Genomic DNA, 18109 nt, shown 5'->3' on the forward strand with positions numbered 1-18109 from the left:
TAAAAAAAAATAACGTGCCCATATGTAGGTGCAAATACTACATATGGGCACGTTTTACAAACTATATTCTTTTAATTTACGATATAGTGTATTTCTTCCAATTTCTAAAATTTGCGCGGCTTTTGAAATGTTACCTTCCGCCTCTCGTAACGCGGCTTTAATCGCCTCCATTTCCGCTTCTTTTAATGTAAGTATTTTATGTCCGGACTCATGCTTTTTTTCAAAACTTTCTAATTCTAGATTTAAATGAATGCTATCAATATTTTCACCTTCGGCTAAAAACATCGCTTCCATTAACACACTTCTTAGCTCCCGGATATTTCCGGGCCAATGATAGGTAGTCAATACTTTTTTTGCCCCATCGGCAAAGCCACCTTTATAATCCATGTTTTTTAGATAATCCTCGGCAAGAACCAGAATATCTGTACGTTCTCTTAACGAGGGAAGTGTGATACCTATTCCTCTAATACGATAATAAAGATCCTCTCTGAAATGTCCTTTTTCAATTTCTTTTTTTAAATTGCGATGGGTTGCGGCAATGACACGAACATCAATCGGTTTTGACGCATTGCTTCCTACCGGCATAATTGTTTTTTCTTGCAATACGCGAAGTAAAGCTGCTTGTGCCTTTAAAGACATGTCACCAATTTCATCTAAAAAAATCGTTCCATGATTGGCCGCTTCAAATTTTCCAATGCTCCCTTTCGCTTTTGCCCCAGTAAAGGCCCCTTCGTTGTAACCAAATAGCTCACTTTCAATAAGTGCATCTGGAATAGCACTGCAATTAATGGCAATAAAGGGGTTATTCCTTCTCAAGCTATTATTGTGTATAGACTGAGCAAATAGCTCCTTTCCTGTCCCACTTTCACCGTTTAATAAAATAGGAAATTCGGAATAAGAAGCCTTCGTGGCCATTCTTTTCACTTGTTCAATTTTTGGACAATTTCCTTTAATTTCAGAAAATGTATATGGTGTGCGTTTTGATTCTTTACTTGTCTTAGGAGTGAAAAGTGCGATTGATCTCCATACTTTTTTCGTTTGATCGTAAATTGTTTCTACTTGATAGTTCCAGCTTTGAGGTAATGGTTGACCTATGCAATCCTTCCCTAAAAGATTTAGCGCAGCCCTATTTGCCCTTACAATACGATTTTCCTGATCTAAAGAGAGAAGGGCCTGTGGGTGTGTATGAGATAACACATCTAATTCTTTTAAGGTAAGAAGATGCTCTTTCCTGCTCTTTTCGTAGAAAAGGTGATTTTGGATGGTATCTGCTGTAAGTTGGACAAGTACCATTTCATCTTTCGTGAAGGTCTCTTTTTTATCTCCACTAATATTAATTACGCCTATAACCTCTCCTGTTGAAGAATAGATTGGACAAGCTGAGCAGGAAAGAAATTGGTTTTCAGCAAAAAAGTGATCTCGCCCATATACAATACTAGGTTGTTTTTCGTGTAAAGCGAGTCCAATCGCATTCGTTCCTTTATTTTTTTCACGCCAATTCGCGCCTACCTGTAGCTGTACCTTTTGAGCATTTTTAGAAAACTCCATGTTTCCTGCGGAAAATAATATATTGCCATTTAAGTCGGCTATTAAAATAATTTGTTTTCGTTTTTTTATGTGTGGGAACAACTTTTTCTCAAGAATTGGTTCAGCAATTGTTAATAGGTCATTGTTTTCTTGAAGTAATTCCTGAACTTCATTAGGTGATATGATTTGGTCATTTGCGGTATGTTCTGGTTGATACCCGAGATTAAGACAGCGCTTCCAAGAATTTTCAACAAAATTATGGGATTGTTCAACACTTTTTGTTGAATTCAACATTACCACCTCAATTCAAAACTTTTATGGAATGCGTTCTAGTTTGGAACAAACCATTGGTCCATATTGGAACAATTTTAGTTAAATATTATAAATTTTCTGAATTAATTATAACAATAATCCATGCAAATAAAAATTCTTTTTCTTTATTTTTAAAGACCTTAAAAATATAAAATTTAAAATTAACAAGCTCAATAAAAAATTGGCACAACACTTGCATAAATAAAAAGTGAATAAATTTAAGGGGGTACATAAAAAATGGTACTTGCACAAAAAGGAATTGAATTAAAAAAGTTGGAAGTAAAAAAGAGATATGACAACTTTATTGGTGGGAAATGGGTTGCACCGGTTAACGGTGAATATTTTGAAAATGTTTCCCCAGTGTATGGAAAAGTATTATGTGAGGTTGCAAGATCCAGGGAGCAGGATATTGAGCTTGCTCTAGACGCAGCCCACAGAGCAAAAGATGCATGGGGAAAAACTTCAGTAGCTGAAAGAGCGCAAATTCTAAATAAAATTGCAGATCGTATAGAGGAGAATTTACAGGATTTGGCGATTATTGAAACATTGGATAACGGAAAAGCAGTTCGCGAAACACTCGCTGCTGATCTACCGTTAGCTGTCGATCACTTCCGTTATTTTGCTGGATGCATCCGTTCACAAGAAGGCAGCATTGGACAAATCGATAATGACACGGTTGCTTATCACTTCCATGAGCCTCTTGGTGTAGTTGCCCAAATCATCCCATGGAATTTCCCGCTACTGATGGCTATATGGAAGATGGCGCCAGCACTGGCAGCAGGAAACTGTGTAGTTTTAAAGCCTGCTGAACAGACACCAGCCTCCATTATGGTTTTAGTTGAACTTATTGCCGACCTTCTACCTGATGGTGTGCTTAATGTTGTAAACGGTTTCGGTCTTGAAGCAGGAAAGCCATTAGCAACAAGCCCACGTATTGCAAAAGTTGCATTTACAGGTGAAACAACAACCGGAAGACTTATTATGCAATATGCTTCTCAAAATTTGATTCCAGTTACATTAGAGCTTGGCGGAAAATCACCAAATATCTTCTTCGAGGATGTAGTAGCAGCTGATGATGAATTTTTCGATAAAGCCATCGAAGGATTTGTTATGTTCGCTCTAAATCAAGGTGAGGTTTGTACATGTCCTTCCCGTGCTTTAATTCAAGAATCCATTTATGATCGTTTCATGGAAAAAGCACTTGACCGGGTTGCAAAGATCAAACTAGGACATCCATTAGATCCTTCTACAATGATGGGAGCACAAGCTTCAGAGGAGCAAATGGAAAAAATTCTGAAGTACATTGAAATTGGGAAACAAGAAGGAGCACAGCTTTTAATCGGTGGGGAGCGCAATATTCAAGACGGAGATTTAAAAGATGGCTACTATATTAAGCCAACTGTGTTTAAAGGCGACAATAGTATGCGAATTTTCCAAGAAGAGATTTTCGGACCAGTGCTATCTGTTACAACATTTAAAAACCAGGAAGAAGCACTTTCTATTGCAAATGACACCCTCTATGGTTTGGGATCAGGGGTTTGGACTAGAGATATGAATACAGCCTACCGTTTTGGACGGAATATCCAAGCTGGTCGCGTATGGACCAACTGCTATCATCAATATCCTGCACATGCTGCCTTCGGTGGTTATAAGATGTCAGGTATTGGTCGTGAAACTCACAAAATGATGCTTGAACATTATCAACAAACAAAAAATATGCTTGTTAGCTATAGCCCAAATGCTCTAGGGTTCTTTTAAAAAAATGAAAAAAGTAGAAGCGAGTGCAGCTGCCACTGAATTAATTCAAAAACTAAAAGATCAACATGGAACTATTCTCTTTCATCTTTCAGGCGGCTGCTGTGACGGTAGTGTTCCAATATGCCTTCCAGTAAATGAATTAATCATTGGTCAAAATGATGTTCATATTGATGACGTCGATGGCTGCCCATTCTATATGAATAAAGGGCAATATGAATACTGGAAACACCTGCAACTCTATTTAGATGTTGCTCCTGGAAGAAGCGGCTCTTTTTCTATTGAAGGAAGTGAAGGTGTCCGTTTTTTGATTGAGGGAAGAGTTCATTACGAAAGCTGAAAAAAATCTCCATGCCTACTTAAGTGGTAGGCATGGAGATTTTTCAATTTCAAGGAGTTTCAGTTTTTTATCGAGACCGCCGGTGAAGCCGCCTAACTTCCCATTGCTATTGATGACTCGGTGACAGGGAATAATAATGGGAATAGGATTCTGCCCAATAGCCGTTCCGATTGCGCGCACTGCTTTAGGAGTTTCAATGGCTTCTGCGATTTCCTTATAAGATTTCGTCGTTCCGTACTGTATATTTAAAAGTTCATTCCAAACTTTCTGTTGAAATGGTGTTCCATGTAAATCAATAGGAAAATCGAACTTCTGTAAAGTACTACCATTAAAATACTCCGTTAAAGCTTGGACAACTGGAAGTAACTCTTCATTATTATAGGTCAATTCTCCTTCTATTGAATGCTTTTTTAACCAACTAGACAATTTATCTTGCACGTCGTCCAGCCCACCAAATTCGATATTGCATAAGCCTTTGTCAGTTGTACCCACAATCGTTAAAGTCCCAATTGGGCTATCCATTTCCGTAAAATATATTGGTTGTGTCATTATACTCATGACCTTTCTATTCCTCTACTGATTCCTGCAACATGCTTAACCCTTTTTCTATTTCATTCAAGACGTCTTCATCTTTTTCTCTTTCTCTCGCTCGTTCTAGGATTTCCTTACCTTGCGGCGCCCCAATTTTTCCAATTGCCCAGGCCGCTGTTCCTCTTAAAACGGGACGTGAATCCTGAGCAAGAACTTTTGCAAGGTCATCAATTGCTGTATCATCTTTATAATGCGCTAAAGCAATGATAGCATTTCTCTGAATTGGTTTCTTCCCACGCCATGACCCGGCAAGCGGAGCAAACTTTTCTTTAAACTCTTTATTGCCAATAAACAATAATGATTTAAGCTGCGGCTTGACCACTTCTGGGTCCGGCTCCATCTCAAAGTGGAAATGAAAATCCTTCCCCTTATTATGGGGACACACCATTTGACATGTGTCACAGCCATATACACGGTTCCCAATCTTCACACGATATTCGTCTTCTATAAACCCTTTTGTTTGTGTTAAAAATCCAATGCATTTCGTTGCATTGATCTGTCCACCTTGCACTAATGCACCTGTCGGACAGGCTTCTAAACACTTTGTACACGATCCACACATGTCTTCAATCGGCTGATCAGATGGAAATGGAATCGTAGTAATCATTTCACCTAGATAAACATAGGAACCATATTCCGGTGTGATAACTGCGCAATTTTTCCCACTCCAACCAATGCCGGCACGTTCGGCTACAGCCCGGTCGGACAACTCACCTGTATCGACCATTGACTTGATTTTTGCCTCTGGTATTTTTTCTAAAATAAACTCTTCTAATTTATTTAAACGGTCCCGTAAAATATGATGATAATCCATTCCCCAGGAAGCCCGACAAAAAAGACCACGTCGGTCTGTTTTTGTACTTCTTGGAGCATCTTTTAACTTAGAAGGATACGCAAGTGCGATAGAAATAATCGACTGTGCACCAGCCAAAAGCAACGTGGGTGTAGTACGTTTTTCAATATCTTCCTCTTCAAACCCAGATTGATAATGTAACTCTCTTTGGGTATAGAGTCGGTTCTTCAATTCTAGAAATGGGTCTGCACTTGTAAATCCTATCTTATCTATACCAATTTTCTTACTATAGGCTATAATCTCAGCTTTCAATTTTGCAGCATCCATCTTTTTTCCCTCCTTCCTTCCGGAAAAAACGAATCAAAAACCAAAATTGTTAAATTTATATATCATTAAAAAACGCAATGCCCCGTTTGACTAAGAAACGAAACACTGCGTTGATAACAATTTTTAATAAGCTCGATGTTTCACATTATATCATCCAAGCAATGGTTCAATCAATAGTTTCATTGTAAAAAAATTGTCGAATTTTTTCTAGTTGTCATATTGACTCACTCAATTGAATATGTTAATCGTTGTTCGAAAATTACGGAATTTTACATCTCAAAATGTTCAATAATTCTTCTTAAACCTACAAAATTCCTCACGAAAAACAAAATAAAAAGGTGCTAAAATACTATTGTAGGAAAAATTTTCTTTCCTAAAGGGGATAGTAGCCATGTCTAATGATTACGTAGCAAATGAAAATATTTCAGCATTTAATCCTGAAGAAGTTTTTTCTCACCTACATACACGAGAAAGCGGCCTTACTGAGCAAGAGGTTAAAGATCGCCTCATAAGTTATGGAGAAAACACCATTAAAAGCAAAAAGTCATTTCACCCAGTCCGCCGCTTCACCATGCAGCTAGTAAACTTATTTGCCCTTATGTTATGGGTTGCAAGTATTCTAGCGCTTATTTCTGGAACACCTATTTTAAGTTATGTCATTTGGTTTATCATCATGGTTAATGCCGTTTTCTCTTTTATTCAGGAAAGAAAAGCTGATAAGGCCCTTCAGGCACTAGCTAGAATGATACCAAACAATGTAAAGGTAATAAGAAACAGTGAAATATCGGTAATCTCCGCTACCAACCTTGTGCCCGGGGATGTCATTATCGTCGCAGCAGGTGATAAAGTTCCTGCAGATGTAAGGATTGTTGCTGCCGATGGTCTATTCGTCGATAACTCGATGGTAACCGGGGAATCCATTCCAGTTGATAGAGATGCTGCAGCAGATCCAGTAGATGGAAAGTCCATTGTAAATAGCCATAATCTATTATTTGCCGGAACAACGATTACAGGTGGAGACGCTACCTGTATCGTTTATGCAACTGGGAAACGTACACAAATTGGAAACATCACACAAACATCCTCGGAAATCGTACGAAGAAAAAGCACCCTAGAATTTCAAATTCAAAAAATAACCAAGACATTGATGATTATTGCCGTTATTCTTGGCATCATCGCCTTTTTTATCTCATCTTTTATTACCGGTATTCATATTAATGCAGCCTTAATCTTTGCGATTGGAATTATTGTTGCCAATATCCCTGAGGGATTAATGCCTACTGTAAGCTTATCATTAGCTATGGGTATGCAGCGCTTAGCGAAAAAAAATGCTTTAGTAAGGAAACAATCAGCAGTCGAAACATTAAGTAGTACGTCTGTTATTTGCACAGATAAAACAGGAACATTAACACAAAACATCATCTTTGCTAAAAAGATTTGGACAGCAGACGGCATAGTAAGAATAACTGGGGAAGGCTACGGGAAACAAGGGACAATTATAGGCGCCACCGAAGCTAACCATCAAACTTTGGAAAAGATTTTTACAGCAGCAACCATTTGCTCCGATACTGTCATTCAAACCGATAAAGACGATGAAAATAAGTGGAAGGTCATTGGTGATCCAACAGAGGCTGCCATTTTGATTGCCGCACAAAAATATGGATTATCAGTAGAAAATATAACAAGCCAATTTAACCGACTTAAAGTTATTCCGTTCAGTTCGACTACAAAGACAATGACTGTCATTGCTGGTCAGAATCATCATCCATTACAGTTTACAAAAGGTGATCCCGACAAAATCATTGACCATTGCAGCTTTATTTTCAAAAATGGACAAGTTTCTCCAATGCTGTCTACAGAAAAAGAGCAAATCCATGCTGTCAAAGATGAAATGTCTAGTGAAGGGTATCGGATCCTTGCTATTGCCTACAATGATCAAATTGAAAATTCCGAGCCGACATCAAACGATTTAATCCTGCTCGGCTTAGTTGTCATGTATGATCCGCCAAAGGCAGGTGTCCAGCAAGCGATTGCCGACTGTTACCGGGCAGGCATTAAAGTAACCGTGGTTACTGGAGATTATAGTCTTACAGCAGCTGCAATTGCCAAGCAAATAGGAATTATTAAAGATCAATATATAACCATCACGGGGGCCGAGCTTGAAAATATGAGTAAACAAGATTTAGCGAAAAAAATTGATACAGATATTCCTGTTATTTTCGCTCGGACTACTCCTAAAGAAAAGTTAAAGATTGTAGAAGCCTACCAGGAATTAGGCCATGTGGTTGCTTCAACCGGCGATGGATTAAATGATGTTTTAGCACTCCGCAAAGCAGATATCGGTATTTCAATGGGGAAAAATGGCTCCGATGCAGCGATTGAATCTTCTGATGTCGTGTTGTTGGATGATAATTTTGCAACAATTGTTGAGGCTGTTAAAGAAGGTCGTGCAATCTATAATAATATTCAGAAGTTCATCACCTATATTTTGGCATCCAATATACCGGAAGTATTTCCGTTTTTAATCATGGGCTTTTTTAACATCCCGCTCGCACTAACGGTTTTACTAGTCATATCAATTGATTTGGGTACAGACTTAGTTCCAGCCATTTCTCTTGGGGAGGAAATTCCTGATGAAGGAGTTCTTGATACCCCTCCTCGAGACCCAAATAGTAATATTTTAAATAAAAATGTATTGCTACGTGCCTACGCATACCTTGGGGTTATTGAAGGCTTAATCATGTACGTAGTTTATTTCCTAACATGGCATCATTTTGGCTATACAATCGCGGACATTCGCTCATTCACAACCTTGATTGCAGATGGTACAGCAAGTGAAGAAATCATGCATGTCTACAGGTATGCGATCACGATGGCTTTCGGGGCTGTTATTGCCTGCCAAATTGGCAACATCTTGGAATGCCGCTCATCACGGCAGCCGTTCTATAAATCACTAAAAAAGAAAAACAATTTGATGGTATGGGGGATTCTCTTAGAAATTGTGCTTTTCCTATTGATTGCCTATGTCCCATTTATACAAATGTTGTTCGAAACAACTGCACCAAAACCGGAGCATCTTACCCTGCTTCTATTGTGCCCCATCGGGCTCATCATTTTTGAAGAGGTCCGAAAGTGGATTGTGCGAAGGACTTAGGGACACAGGGACAGGTACACTGTCCCATGTCCCACAAAAAGCCGGGACAGTGTACCTGTCCCCATGTCCCGTTTTAAAACATGCTCAACCTGTAATTCTTTGACAATAACTCCAATAATTTAATACCTGCTATGCTATTGCCTTTCTCATCTAAAGCCGGGCCGAAGATACCAATGCCAAATCTTCCTGGTACAGCTCCCATGATCCCACCTGATACACCGCTTTTAGCGGGAATCCCAATTTTAATAGCAAACTCGCCGGAAGCATTATACATCCCGCAAGTCACCATAAATGTTTTGCAAATACGGGCAACATCTATGGGGATTATTTGTTTGCCAGTTAAGGGATCAACGCCATCCATTGCAAATACTACCCCAATTCTTGCTAAATCGAGGCAGTTCATTTCAATCGCACATTGTTTCGTATACAGTTCGATTAGTTGTTCAATGTCCTCTTCAATCGCATGATGTTGTTTTAAAAAATAGCATAAGGCCCGATTTAAATATGCTGTTTTAAATTCCGATACCGCCACTTCCTTACAAATATGGATTGTATCGTTATTGGCCAATTCCTTGACAAAGTTAACTACGCGTTGAAATCGTTCTTCCACGTTGTTTCCTTTGATCAAGTGGGTCACAACAAGTGCCCCTGCATTAATCATCGGGTTTAACGGTTTTGATGGCGTTAGTGTTTCTAGTTTGATAATGGAATTAAAGGGATCTCCAGTTGGCTCCATGCCAACCCGTTCGAACACATAATCTGCTCCCTGTTCAATTAAGACAAGTGCCAAGCTGATTACTTTCGAAATGCTTTGTAGTGTGAACTTTTTTGTGATATCACCTGCCGACATGCAGTTTCCATCCGGATAGTGAATCGCAATTGATAAATCATTCGGATTTGCTTTGGCAAGGGCTGGTATATAGTCGGCCACTTTTCCTTTTGCCGTCTGTTTTCTAGCCTCTTCTACAAAAGCATTGAGTTCTGCACTTGATTGACATAGCATTTTCATCACCATTTTTTTAGAATAATAGACTACACAACTACATATAGAGGCTTCTGATTAGTTACACCTTTAATAAGGTTATCCGCAGCCACTTCGGCCATTTTTAATCTCGTTTTTATACTTGCACTGCCAATATGAGGAAAAGCGACGACATTCGGTAATGCTAGCAATGGATGATTCAATGGCACCGGCTCTGTTTCAAAGACATCTATACCTGCTGCCCAGATTTGATTATTTTTCAGCGCATTGTATAATGCAGTTTCATTTACAATACCCCCGCGGGCGGTGTTGATTAAGATCGCACTTTTTTTCATCAACGAAAGTTCTCGTTCTGATATTAAATTTACAGTTTCAGGAGTATAAGGGGTCATAACAACAACAAAATCTGATTGCTGAAGCAGTTCATCCAGCTCCATAAACCGCACACCTAGCTGTTGTTCAACTTCAGGTCTTCTGTTTCGATTATGATACAATATCTTCATATCGAAACCCTTGGCACGTTTCGCAACGGCTTCGCCAATTCTGCCCATTCCGATTATTCCCATGGTTGCTCCGAATATGTCCTGCCCCGTTAATTGCATTGGAGACCATGCTTGCCATTCTCCATTACGCAAATAGCTTGATGCTTCAACTAAACGCCTTGATGTAGCCATTAACAATGCAAAAGTTAAGTCAGCAGTTGTCTCCGTTAGAACACCTGGTGTGTTCGTAACAGTGATTCCCCTTTGTTTGGCCGCTTCAATGTCGATGTTGTTGTAACCAACTGCCATGTTACTTACAACCTTAAGCTTTTTCGCTTTTGCTAACACATTTTCATCAATCGTTTCCGTTATTAGACAGAATAAGCCATCTACATCCTCTATCTTTTTTTCAAGTATATCTTGAGGAACGGGCACATCTTCCTCCTGCCACATATCAACAACACAAAACTCCTCTATTTTTTCGACAATTTCCCAGGAAATTCGTCTTGTAATGAACACTTTTGGTTTCATGATATCCCCTCTTATATTGACCATTGATATTTTATGATTCGCATGATTGCTTCAACACGTGCCGGAATCCAAGAGGCGGCCTGCTTCATTGCCTCCTCCAATGGACATGGTCCAGGAACAATGGAAAAAGCTGATAATAATCCAAGTTCATCAACCTGATTTGTTTCAATGGTTAACCCACCACATAAGGCAATGACAGGTACTTCATATTTTTTCGCGGCCTTGCTGACACCTGTGATTAACTTTCCCGACAAAGTCTGAGAATCAAGGCGGCCTTCCCCTGTGATGATCAAATCTGCATCCTTTATTTTTTCTTCAAAATGAAGCTCTTTCATCATGACCTCAATACCAGATTGTAATTCGGCTCCTAGGAAAGTGATAAGTCCCGCGCCAAGTCCTCCCGCAGCTCCACCACCGACCAATTTCCTCATGTCCATGTTTTTCTGTTTATGTACAACATCCGCAAAATTGTTTAAAGCTTCGTCTAACTTCTTCACCATTTCAGGCGTTGCGCCCTTTTGGGGACCAAAAATAGCACTGGCACCATTCGGACCACAAAGAGTATTTGTAACATCGCTGGCCACGATAAATTTACATTCTTTTACTCTTGCATCCAAGTTCGATTCATCGAAATGATGTAATTGAATTAACGATGCGCCACCTTCTGATAATAATGAGCAATCCCGCTTATAGAATTTCACACCTAATGCCTTTAACATACCCATGCCGCCATCATTTGTTGCACTTCCGCCAATACCTACGATAAATTTACGAAAGCCGTTATCTAATGCATCTTTGATAAGTTCACCTGTTCCGAAGGTTGAAGTAATCATCGGATTTCTTTCCGATTCTTTCAGAAGAGGCAACCCTGACGATTGCGCCATTTCAACTACAACCGTTTCATGATCACCTAAAATACCATATTCAGCTTTGACTTTTTCGCCCAATGGCCCCGTGACCTCAACTTGTTTTTTCGTCCCATTAGAGGAATAGACCATATTTTCCATCGTTCCTTCTCCACCATCCGCCAACGGAATCTCGACTACATCAGCATTCTGGAACACCCTAAGGATTCCTTTATGTACAGCCGTGCAAATATCCCTTGCCGAAATCGATCCTTTAAATGAATCTGGGGCAACCACTATTTTCACGGAATACCTCCTTTCAAGAACAATTCATCTACTATCCTTATACTACCAACCTGCTAATTAAATTACTAACAATTAATGGATAACCATGTCATAATGCAAATTTCGAGTTATACTTTAAATAGATAAAGGAGGGAAGGTTTAATGTATTGCCCTTGAGTAGTTGAAAGCGGACAGATCGTGTACGGTCTAGAAGATGAACGATGGATAAAAAATTTAAATCAGCTAAACGTGGCTGAAAATAAAGTGCTTTTAACCTTTGATGACGGCCCAAGCCGACAATTACATCATATCTTAAATATCCTAAAAGAAAAAAATGTTCAGGCGATTTTTTTCTGGCAATCCAAATTATTTTATAATGAAAGACCATGGAAAAGATTATTGGAGGAAGGCCATTTGCTTGGCTCACATGCTTATAATCACAAAAACCTCGCAAAGTTAACCAAAGAGCAGCAATATAAACAAATCAAATATAGCATTGATAAAATGGAACGGATTACCGGGGAAAAAGTACGCTATTTCCGACCCCCATTTGGTCAATACAACGAAGATACAATAGATATTTTAAAAGAGCTGGATTTGGTACCGATTATGTGGGAAATCACATCATTTGACTGGGAACATAAAAAGACACCTGAGATTATTGTTCAAAATGTTGTCGAGAATGTTAAAAACGGCTCAATTATTCTCATGCATGAACTAACACAAACCGTTGCCGTACTTCCGGATATTATTGATGGGATTCGCGCGAAGGGATTTGAATTCGGGACGTAGGGACAGGTACATTGTCCCACAAAAAGACGGGACAGAGTACCTGTCCCCATATCCTGTCTAAATCCAAAGCTTAAATAAACCCTCATTAAACCCTAAATTATACATATAGTAGATTCCAAACAAGGCGCTGATTGCCCCTGTTGATAGAATTAGACCACGACTCAATGTAAAATGCTTTCCGCTTAGTACAAATGGAATTCCAAGAATCGTTGTAAAAAGCAACATGCCAATGGTTGTACCTAAACCGAATATAATGATATACAAGGCCCCTTGCCAAATAGAATCGACCGTACTCATCGTCAGCAACACCATGCTTGCGCTTCCTGCCAATCCATGAACAAGTCCAATGAACAATGATTTATAATAAGAGACGCCCTCTGTATTGATCTCATGGGTAGCTGCATGTTCTTGTTTTGAATAGGAATGTTGTTTATTCTTTCTAAATGATACTATACTAGCTGTTCCTAAATAAAAAAGCATAATCCCAACAAGAAATTCCAATGACATTGACCATTTTTCCGGAATATTATTTTTCATTAAAATTAATAATATGCCTATGACAAACAGTGTGGAGGTATGTCCTATTCCCCAATAGACGCCCGCAAGAGATGCTTGGAACAATTTCTTACTCCTACTTGCAATCGTCGATACTGCGATAATATGGTCCGGCTCAATCGCATGTTTAATCCCCAAGACAAAACCCAACGTCAACACAGATAGCAACGTAACCTCCATCAAAATCCCCCTTAAAAATATGAGCTAATATTTTCTTAGAAAGCTTGGTTTTTTCTGAAACCATTCTGTACTAATCATATGTTGGACTTGTATAAACATTCTTTCAATTTCTTGCGTTGAATTCGCTAATACCCTTATTGTAAATCCCTTTACAGGCAGTAAGGATAACCCAATCTTGGAGACATTAGTGCTTGAATGAAGCATTTCATAAATTCGATCGAGAAGTTCGTGACTCGTCTGCTCTCCGACAACCATCATCGAACCTAAGTGGGAAAATCCCTCCATAATGCCAAGCTTTTCGATATTCTGCATATTTGGATTCAACTTGATATGATCATAGGCCACTAGCTCATCTTCCATATAGATTTCATTCACTAATTGAAGGCCCTCATAGCTAAATCGTTTCCCATCTGGAGACCATCCTGGTGTTATAATATCAGAATAAAGTAAAGTAGCCCCTTTTTCTACCCGAAATATATTTTTTTGTTTATATTTGGCTTGATGATAGGCAATGAGCGGATCAGGTATAAATTCTAAATAACTGCCTTTTTTTAAAAAAATCTCCGTTTCTTGATAGGCATAGGTTTGTGGAGTTCGATACACCTTCGTGGCAGATTGTGTTGTTAGCGTAAGCCTGGCATGGTTTTCCAATAATACGCTCATATGGTAACGATCCCCACCTAAATAGCCTCCACCAGGATTTAGGATGTAGTAGCAAACTTGCCCCGAATTATCATGGTACACAGGGCGCATCACCTTTAATGCGCCCTGAAAATAAACATTCTTTGCCACAGTCTTGCCTTTACGATTCTCAACGTTTAAGCGAAGCTCGCCTGTCCAATTTGTCATCTTAAGCCAATCCTTTTAATAACGCATTCTCCTTGATCCAATCAATCACATCGTCAAGGCCTGAATTGTCTTTTAAATTAGTAAAAACAAATGGTTTCTGTCCACGAAAAACTTTTGTGTCTGACTCCATTACCTCGAGGCTTGCTCCAACATGTGGAGCCAAATCAGTTTTATTAATAATAAAAAGATCTGATTTAATCATTCCTTGTCCCCCTTTTCGTGGAATTTTCTCACCTTGTGCGACGTCAATAATATACATTGAAAAGTCAACAAGTTCCGGACTGAAAGTGGCTGCCAGATTATCTCCGCCGCTCTCAACGAAAATCAGCTCAACATCAGGATGCTTCTCCATTAGTTCATCAATAGCTGCAAAATTCATTGATGCATCTTCACGAATTGCGGTATGAGGGCATCCTCCTGTCTCCACGCCGATGATACGGTCTTCAGGCAAAACACCATTTTGGATGAGAAATTTAGCATCTTCTTTTGTATAGATGTCGTTTGTCACGACCGCCATGCTAATTTCTTCATTTAACTTACGAGTTAATTTTTCAATTAATAATGTTTTTCCTGCACCTACAGGTCCACCAACACCAATCCTTATTGGTTCCATATACACACGTCCTTTCCTATGACATAAAAATACGAATATTTACACGTTCATGTTTCATTTGTGAAAGCTCCAGACCTGGAGAAATGATGCCAAAATCGTCTTCATCCAAAGCTTGTATCTTTTCTGTTGCCCGAACTAAAGCAGCTTGAAACTCCTGAATGATTTTTTGACCTGCCGTCTGACCAAGTGGGATCGCCCGTACCGCGTTTTGTGTTAGGCTTGAGACATTTGAATATAAATAATAAAGAGTTGTAGTTTTTTGTGGAATGCCAAGATGATGGGCAACAATCGTAAAAAGAATAGCTGGATGGCCAAACGATTGCTTCCTTTTAATACGTGCTTTATATTGGGAAAGCAGCGGGATCTCATATAAAGATCCCACAAGGTTTAACATGCTCTCCCCCATTCTTTGGGTTCCATCTCTAGTTTCCCGCGGCAAATTTTGCACCATTAACATTCGATCTATTTTCCACAGTATTTCTATGTTTCCGTTTTCCAACGCTTCGTAGACGATACGAGTTGCCAGTCCATCTGAAAAAATGAGCTGCTCATTTAAATAAACATCAAGCCATTCGGAGAAAGTTGCTTGATTGTGGACAAGATTGTCTTGAATATAACTTTCCAAACCAAAGGAATGACTAAAGGCACCAGTAGGAAAATTAGAATCACATAGTTGAACCAAAGAAAGAAGTTTATCAGTCATGACTATGCCCTATATGACGAAAAGCTTGTTTCACTTTCCGTTTTTCTCGTTTAAAAGGAATATCCATATGTTGCAGCAATTCTTCAATGAGATAATCATATTGAACAAGCATATCATTTTCGTCAAATTGAGCCGGTAGGTGGCGATTCCCTAATTGATGGGCAATGGTCCCCATTTCTTTCATAGATCGTGGGCTTATCACAAGTAAATCATCGGATAAAACATCCACAATAATCATGTTTTTTTCATCCATATATAAGACATCACCTGCGACAAGGTCGCGCGGCTTTTTTAAGCGAATGCCAATTTCCTTGCCATGGTCCGTGATCACCCGTTGAATTCGTTTCACTAAATCTGCACTTTCAAGATATACCTTTTCCTTGTGGCGCTTTCTAAGCTCTTCTATATCCATTTCCTCAATATTCGTGACAATGTTTTCAATAATCATTGATATCACCTCAAAATAAGAAATACCGTTGCCCCATTGGGACTTCGTCCACAGGGTCACAAGTAATATGTTCTCCGTTTACTCTTACTTCATATGTTTGTGGGTCTACAGTAAGCTCAGGAGTTTCCGAATTTAGCTTCATATCTTTTTTTGTTAGTTTGCGAATGCCATGAACCGGTAGGACCATTTTTTCTAACCCCAACTTTTCATGGACCTTTTCATCAAAAGCAATTTGCGAGATAAAGGTTATGCTACTTTTAGAAAGAGCCTTACCATATGCCGCATACATTGGTCGATGAATAACGGGCTGTGGAGTTGGAATTGACGCGTTCGCATCCCCCATAAGTCCGTAGACTATAAAGCCATTTTTGATGACAAGCTCGGGTTTCACACCAAAAAATGCCGGATTCCAAATCACTAAATCAGCAATTTTTCCGACTTCCACCGAACCGACATAGTCGGAAATTCCATGCGTAATCGCAGGATTGATTGTATACTTGGCTATATAACGCTTTGCGCGGTTATTATCTGAATAATCCCGGTCGCCTTCCATCAATCCTCTTTGTTTTTTCATTTTGTCAGCCACTTGCCATGTTCGTAAAATTACTTCGCCAATCCGGCCCATTGCTTGGGCATCGGAGCTTACCATGCTAAAGATTCCCATATCTTGCAGAATATCTTCCGCCGCGATGGTTTCCTTTCTAATTCGTGAATCAGCAAAAGCGATGTCTTCTGGAACTGATGGATTTAAATGGTGGCAAACCATCAGCATATCCAAATGTTCATCAACCGTATTTACGGTATAAGGCAATGTTGGATTTGTAGAAGACGGCAGAACATTCATGTAGCTTGCTGATTTAATTAAATCAGGTGCATGACCTCCTCCCGCCCCCTCTGTATGATACATATGGATGACCCGGTCTTTAATGGCTGCCATCGTATTTTCCACAAATCCACACTCATTCAAAGTATCTGCATGGAGAGCCACTTGAACATCGAACTCGTCCGCTACTTTTAATGCGTGATCGATGGCAGAAGCTGTTGCTCCCCAGTCTTCATGTACTTTTAGACCAATCGCACCAGCACGGATTTGCTCCCGTAACGGTTCCTCCGCCGCTGCTTGACCTTTTCCAGTAAAACCGACGTTAATTGGCAAACCTTCTGCCGCTTCGAGCATGCGATGAATATTCCATTCACCAGGAGAAACTGTTGTGGCCCTTGATCCAGCAGATGGACCGGTTCCCCCGCCAATCAAAGTCGTTAAACCTGAAGAAAGTGCTGTTTCTACTTGGGCAGGATTAATGAAATGTACATGGGTATCAAGTCCACCGGCTGTCACAATCATTCCTTCTCCGGCAATAATTTCTGTTGCAGCCCCAATGACAATATCGACCCCTTCCATGACTAACGGGTTCCCGGCTTTTCCAATCCCAGAAATCTTCCCATCACGAATGGCAATATCTGCTTTATAAATTCCGGTATAATCCAAGATAACCGCATTGGTAATGACCACATCTGGTATCCCGTCTCCACGGGTTACCAGCGGATGCTGCCCCATTCCATCGCGAATCACTTTTCCACCGCCAAACACAACTTCCTCGCCATAGGTTGTTAAATCTTTTTCAATTTGAATAATTAAATTTGTATCGGCTAAGCGGATCGAGTCTCCTGCTGTTGGTCCATACATTTCAGCATATTGCTTTCTTGTCATTTTAAAACTCATTTTCTAGCCCCTCCATCCAAAGCACCATCTACCTTATTATTAAATCCATATACGCGACGTTCTCCACCGTAATCAACTAGTTCAACTTCTTTTTCATCTCCGGGCTCAAAGCGAACAGCAGCGCCAGCTGGAATATTCAAACGTTTTCCAAACGCCTCTTCCCGCTTAAATTGGAGAGCCTCATTCACCTCATAAAAGTGAAAATGGGAGCCAACTTGGACAGGACGGTCGCCCGTATTTGTAACAGTAATTTTTGTTGCTGTTCTCCCGACATTACAAATGATATCTTCTTCTTTTAAAAAAAGTTGTCCAGGTTCCATTT

At 39.6% G+C, this 18109-nt stretch carries 17 protein-coding genes; 4 read left to right on the forward strand and 13 right to left on the reverse strand.

Annotated elements, in window-relative coordinates; translation table 11 throughout:
* Positions 1-54: 54 nt before the first annotated feature.
* Complete coding sequence (locus tag ACNQFZ_RS06770) at positions 55-1821, reverse strand: sigma-54-dependent Fis family transcriptional regulator (protein ID WP_458414563.1); 1767 nt, start codon at positions 1819-1821, stop codon at positions 55-57.
* Positions 1822-2076: 255 nt separating this feature from the next.
* On the opposite strand from ACNQFZ_RS06770, the gene adh reads away from it, so the two are divergent.
* Both adh and ACNQFZ_RS06780 read left to right on the forward strand, forming a co-directional pair.
* Positions 2077-3597 (forward strand): aldehyde dehydrogenase, encoded by a 1521-nt coding sequence (gene adh, locus ACNQFZ_RS06775; RefSeq protein WP_458414564.1) that lies wholly within the window; start codon positions 2077-2079, stop codon positions 3595-3597.
* Between the two features lie 4 nt (positions 3598-3601).
* Positions 3602-3934 (forward strand): DUF779 domain-containing protein, encoded by a 333-nt coding sequence (locus tag ACNQFZ_RS06780; protein ID WP_458414565.1) that lies wholly within the window; start codon positions 3602-3604, stop codon positions 3932-3934.
* A gap of 15 nt (positions 3935-3949) precedes the next feature.
* Here ACNQFZ_RS06780 and ACNQFZ_RS06785 read toward each other — a convergent pair whose 3' ends face one another.
* Positions 3950-4492: a methylated-DNA--[protein]-cysteine S-methyltransferase gene (locus ACNQFZ_RS06785; RefSeq protein WP_458414566.1), complete on the reverse strand. Its 543-nt coding sequence runs from the start codon at positions 4490-4492 to the stop codon at positions 3950-3952.
* Between the two features lie 7 nt (positions 4493-4499).
* Positions 4500-5645 (reverse strand): tRNA epoxyqueuosine(34) reductase QueG, encoded by a 1146-nt coding sequence (gene queG, locus ACNQFZ_RS06790; protein WP_458414567.1) that lies wholly within the window; start codon positions 5643-5645, stop codon positions 4500-4502.
* Between the two features lie 391 nt (positions 5646-6036).
* Between queG and ACNQFZ_RS06795 the strand changes: the two genes are divergently transcribed.
* Positions 6037-8799: a cation-translocating P-type ATPase gene (locus tag ACNQFZ_RS06795; RefSeq protein ID WP_458414568.1), complete on the forward strand. Its 2763-nt coding sequence runs from the start codon at positions 6037-6039 to the stop codon at positions 8797-8799.
* A 73-nt stretch (positions 8800-8872) separates the two neighbouring features.
* Here the strand turns inward: ACNQFZ_RS06795 and glsA are convergent, their stop codons facing one another.
* From glsA to ACNQFZ_RS06810, 3 genes are read right to left on the reverse strand one after another with little or no spacing between them, the layout of a single operon-like run.
* A complete protein-coding gene (gene glsA, locus ACNQFZ_RS06800; protein WP_458414569.1) occupies positions 8873-9802 on the reverse strand; it encodes a glutaminase A in 930 nt (309 codons plus the stop codon).
* 29 nt (positions 9803-9831) lie between these two features.
* Entirely contained in the window at positions 9832-10794 is a 963-nt protein-coding gene (locus tag ACNQFZ_RS06805; RefSeq protein ID WP_458414570.1) for a 2-hydroxyacid dehydrogenase, read from the reverse strand.
* An 11-nt stretch (positions 10795-10805) separates the two neighbouring features.
* Positions 10806-11945: a glycerate kinase gene (locus ACNQFZ_RS06810; protein WP_458414571.1), complete on the reverse strand. Its 1140-nt coding sequence runs from the start codon at positions 11943-11945 to the stop codon at positions 10806-10808.
* Between the two features lie 177 nt (positions 11946-12122).
* Between ACNQFZ_RS06810 and ACNQFZ_RS06815 the strand changes: the two genes are divergently transcribed.
* A complete protein-coding gene (locus ACNQFZ_RS06815; protein WP_458414572.1) occupies positions 12123-12716 on the forward strand; it encodes a polysaccharide deacetylase family protein in 594 nt (197 codons plus the stop codon).
* A gap of 57 nt (positions 12717-12773) precedes the next feature.
* Here the strand turns inward: ACNQFZ_RS06815 and ACNQFZ_RS06820 are convergent, their stop codons facing one another.
* Genes ACNQFZ_RS06820 through ureB form a run of 7 tightly spaced genes read right to left on the reverse strand, consistent with a single transcriptional unit; the run spans position 12774 to position 18107 of the window.
* Positions 12774-13451 carry an urease accessory protein UreH domain-containing protein gene (locus tag ACNQFZ_RS06820; protein ID WP_458414573.1) on the reverse strand — a complete coding sequence of 226 codons (678 nt, stop codon included), beginning with the start codon at positions 13449-13451 and terminating at the stop codon, positions 12774-12776.
* Positions 13452-13475: 24 nt separating this feature from the next.
* Positions 13476-14300, reverse strand: coding sequence for an urease accessory protein UreD (locus ACNQFZ_RS06825; RefSeq protein WP_458414574.1), 825 nt, complete (start codon positions 14298-14300; stop codon positions 13476-13478).
* A 1-nt stretch (position 14301) separates the two neighbouring features.
* Entirely contained in the window at positions 14302-14913 is a 612-nt protein-coding gene (ureG, locus tag ACNQFZ_RS06830) for an urease accessory protein UreG (RefSeq protein WP_458414575.1), read from the reverse strand.
* Positions 14914-14929: 16 nt separating this feature from the next.
* Positions 14930-15616, reverse strand: a complete 687-nt coding sequence (locus ACNQFZ_RS06835; protein ID WP_458414576.1) for an urease accessory protein UreF — start codon at positions 15614-15616, stop codon at positions 14930-14932.
* On the reverse strand, positions 15609-16064 hold the full coding sequence (gene ureE / locus ACNQFZ_RS06840) for an urease accessory protein UreE (protein ID WP_458414577.1): 456 nt from the start codon (positions 16062-16064) through the stop codon (positions 15609-15611). The genes ACNQFZ_RS06835 and ureE overlap by 8 nt, the downstream gene beginning before the upstream one ends.
* Positions 16065-16074: 10 nt before the next feature.
* Positions 16075-17787, reverse strand: coding sequence for an urease subunit alpha (gene ureC, locus ACNQFZ_RS06845; RefSeq protein WP_458414578.1), 1713 nt, complete (start codon positions 17785-17787; stop codon positions 16075-16077).
* Entirely contained in the window at positions 17784-18107 is a 324-nt protein-coding gene (ureB, locus tag ACNQFZ_RS06850; protein ID WP_458415331.1) for an urease subunit beta, read from the reverse strand. Before ureB ends, ureC begins: the two co-directional genes overlap by 4 nt.
* Between the last annotated feature and the right edge of the window lie 2 nt (positions 18108-18109).

It is taken from the genome of Schinkia acidoalkalinis (assembly GCF_054301215.1).

What these genes read in the sequence shown, in the direction of transcription:
- ACNQFZ_RS06770 (WP_458414563.1), bottom strand. Translation starts at nt 1,821, where the DNA reads ATGTTGAATTCAACAAAAAGTGTTGAACAATCCCATAATTTTGTTGAA.
- adh (WP_458414564.1), top strand. Translation starts at nt 2,077, where the DNA reads ATGGTACTTGCACAAAAAGGAATTGAATTAAAAAAGTTGGAAGTAAAA.
- ACNQFZ_RS06780 (WP_458414565.1), top strand. Translation starts at nt 3,602, where the DNA reads ATGAAAAAAGTAGAAGCGAGTGCAGCTGCCACTGAATTAATTCAAAAA.
- ACNQFZ_RS06785 (WP_458414566.1), bottom strand. Translation starts at nt 4,492, where the DNA reads ATGAGTATAATGACACAACCAATATATTTTACGGAAATGGATAGCCCA.
- queG (WP_458414567.1), bottom strand. Translation starts at nt 5,645, where the DNA reads ATGGATGCTGCAAAATTGAAAGCTGAGATTATAGCCTATAGTAAGAAA.
- ACNQFZ_RS06795 (WP_458414568.1), top strand. Translation starts at nt 6,037, where the DNA reads ATGTCTAATGATTACGTAGCAAATGAAAATATTTCAGCATTTAATCCT.
- glsA (WP_458414569.1), bottom strand. Translation starts at nt 9,802, where the DNA reads ATGCTATGTCAATCAAGTGCAGAACTCAATGCTTTTGTAGAAGAGGCT.
- ACNQFZ_RS06805 (WP_458414570.1), bottom strand. Translation starts at nt 10,794, where the DNA reads ATGAAACCAAAAGTGTTCATTACAAGACGAATTTCCTGGGAAATTGTC.
- ACNQFZ_RS06820 (WP_458414573.1), bottom strand. Translation starts at nt 13,451, where the DNA reads ATGGAGGTTACGTTGCTATCTGTGTTGACGTTGGGTTTTGTCTTGGGG.
- ACNQFZ_RS06825 (WP_458414574.1), bottom strand. Translation starts at nt 14,300, where the DNA reads ATGACAAATTGGACAGGCGAGCTTCGCTTAAACGTTGAGAATCGTAAA.
- ureG (WP_458414575.1), bottom strand. Translation starts at nt 14,913, where the DNA reads ATGGAACCAATAAGGATTGGTGTTGGTGGACCTGTAGGTGCAGGAAAA.
- ACNQFZ_RS06835 (WP_458414576.1), bottom strand. Translation starts at nt 15,616, where the DNA reads ATGACTGATAAACTTCTTTCTTTGGTTCAACTATGTGATTCTAATTTT.
- ureE (WP_458414577.1), bottom strand. Translation starts at nt 16,064, where the DNA reads ATGATTATTGAAAACATTGTCACGAATATTGAGGAAATGGATATAGAA.
- ureC (WP_458414578.1), bottom strand. Translation starts at nt 17,787, where the DNA reads ATGAGTTTTAAAATGACAAGAAAGCAATATGCTGAAATGTATGGACCA.
- ureB (WP_458415331.1), bottom strand. Translation starts at nt 18,107, where the DNA reads ATGGAACCTGGACAACTTTTTTTAAAAGAAGAAGATATCATTTGTAAT.